The following is a 2330-nucleotide window of genomic DNA, read 5'->3' as shown; positions in this document are numbered from 1 at the left end:
GCGTGACGCCGCTGCCGTAGTTGTCCACCGGGTAGACGGGCATGTCCTCGAGCTCGGCGGGGGAGCCGAGGAACTCGCCGACGCTCTGGGCGTCGAGGCCGAGGACGTCCTTGATGCCGGCGAAGTTCTCGGCGGACTCGACCGCCGAGACGTCCTCGCCGATGCCGTCGAGCTTGCCCGCGGCGTCGCGAACGGAGCCCGAGGTGGAGTCGAGGGTCGTCGAGCACTGAGCGAGGATGCCGTCGAGCTCGGACAGGGCGCTGTCCGCCTGCGAGAGCATGGCGGGAAGCGAGGACGCGGTGCCCACGAGCTTGCCGCCGGTGTTTGAGAAACCGTCGAGCGCCTCGTTGAGCTGCGGCATCGTCGTGGACGAGAGGTCCTTCTGGAGGCCCGCGAGGCCGGAGGTGGCCTGGCTGATCGCCGCGCTCACCGAGTCGGAGAGGCCCTGGATGTTGCCAGTCGTCTGCTTGAGGCCGTCTGAGACCTGCTGCAGCTGGTCGAGCGCGGCCTGCTGCGACGCGGAGAGCTCGGCGGTGACGTCGAGGCTCGCGTCGATGCTGGAGGTCACCTGCGCGGCGTAGTCGTTGCCGCCGACGCTCACCGTCCAGTCGCGCACCCGCTGAAGCCCGCCCTGCACGTTCGTGGTCGCGCCGTCGAGGGCGCGCACCTGCGCAATCGCGGCGTCGAGGCGGCCGGTTGCCCAGCCCACGTCGCCTGCGATGAGGCCGATGTTGTAGTTGGCGGTCGAGCTCACCGAGTCGATCGTCGAGGCGCCGGTCGAAAGCGCGCTGCCCAGCTGCGCGGCGAGCCCCGTCGCCTTGGTGCGCGTGCCGGCGAGGGTGTCGAGCGTGTCCGCGAGCCCGTCGCCGAGACCTCCCGCGCGCTCGCCGACCTCGGAGAGCGTCTGCCTCGCCGAGGCGACGGTGTCGCGGGCAGAGCCGATCGTGCCTTGGGCGGCGTCGATGCCGTCCGCGAGCTCGATCAGCTGGCCGGAGGCGCCCGCGAGGTCGCCCGCCGCGGTGTCGCGCGCCCCGTCGAGCTCGCTCGCCGCCGTGCCCGTCGCGCCCTGGAGCTTCTCGGCCACGGTCTTTCCCACCACCTCGACGAACTGGTTGGAGATCTGGTCGTCGATCGTCGTGGAGCCGGTGTCGGTGACCTTGGGCGCGACGGCGTTGGCCTTCTCGTTGACGTAGTAGGCGATGTGGGCCTTGTCGGTGTTGCCGTCGAGCACGTCGGCGAGGTCCTGGGTGAAGTCGGAGGGGACGACGAACGCGGCGTAGTACTTGCCGGCCTTGACGCCCTCGACCGCCTCGTTCTCGTCGTCGATGAAGGTCCAGCCGAGCTGGGTGTTCTCCGCGAGCTGGTCGTGAATCATGTCGCCGGCGTTGATGAAGCCGAGGTCTTTGATGTCGGCGCCCTTGTCCTCGATGGTCACGGCGATGGGCACCGTGGAGGTGTTCTCGTAGGGGTCCCAGTTGGCCAGGATGTTGAACCACGCGTAGAGCGAGGGGATGATGGCCACGCCGATCGTGACCGCGACGGCGACGGGGTTTCTCAGCAGCCGCATGAGGTCGCGGCTGAATATCTGCCATGCCTTGCGCACAGGTGCCTCTTTCGAAAAAATCGGGGACGGGTGTAAATCTCGCGGTTCCGCTCGCGCACGTGCGCCGCGAACAGCGTTTTGCAGGAAACAATGTAGCCAATCGACGGGACAACAATACCGACAGCGTTCAATTTTTTTGAAAAACGCTCAAAATTGTAAAGAAACGCTTTCGGCTGATGCTAGAATCGCCCAGTACAGAGGGGAGCGTTTGTTTATGGGAATCCTGTCCGGCCGCGACGTCGCGGCCGATATCGAGAAGGATGCGCGCAAAGTGCGTGCGGCCCGCGACGGGGCGGTGGGCGCCGCCCAGGACCGCTTGCGCGCCGAGACCAAGACGCGCAAGTCCGCCGCCACGCGCGAGAAGATCATGTCCGCGGCGACCGAGCTCATGGCCGAGCACAACGGCACCGACTTCCAGATGAGCGAGGTCAGCGCCCGCTGCCAAATGTCCAAGGGCTCCCTCTACTACTACTTTGCGGACAAGGACGCGCTCGTGGAGGCGATCTTCGACTGCGAGGTCGACGAGCTCGTGGCGAGCATCGAGTCCGTCGTGGCAAACGCCCCGTCCTCGCTCGCCTCCATCCGCGGACTTGCCGACGTGCTCGCCGCGAGCATGCTGCCCAAGAGCCCCCTCGCGCTCGCCGTCACGCGCGAGCTCCTGGGGGCAAAGAAGGCCGTCCTGCCGACGGTCGAGTCGCGCCTCGCGAAGATCATCGGGATCTTCGAG

General features: G+C 67.4%; 2 protein-coding genes. One reads left to right on the top strand and one right to left on the bottom strand.

All coding sequences use genetic code 11. From position 1 onward, the window contains the following. The coding region (locus ACT84W_RS09810) for a YhgE/Pip domain-containing protein (protein WP_444329077.1) at nucleotides 1-1603 on the bottom strand (1603 nt) is incomplete at its 3' end. A gap of 214 nt (nucleotides 1604-1817) precedes the next feature. Here ACT84W_RS09810 and ACT84W_RS09805 point away from each other — a divergent pair. After that, nucleotides 1818-2330: TetR/AcrR family transcriptional regulator (locus ACT84W_RS09805; RefSeq protein ID WP_444329076.1), on the top strand; the 513-nt coding region annotated here is incomplete at its 3' end.

It is taken from the genome of Paratractidigestivibacter sp. (genome assembly GCF_052362415.1).
Taxonomy (GTDB): domain Bacteria; phylum Actinomycetota; class Coriobacteriia; order Coriobacteriales; family Atopobiaceae; genus Paratractidigestivibacter.
Note: the sequence above shows the minus strand (reverse complement) of the source record. Positions and strands in the feature narration are given on the sequence as shown.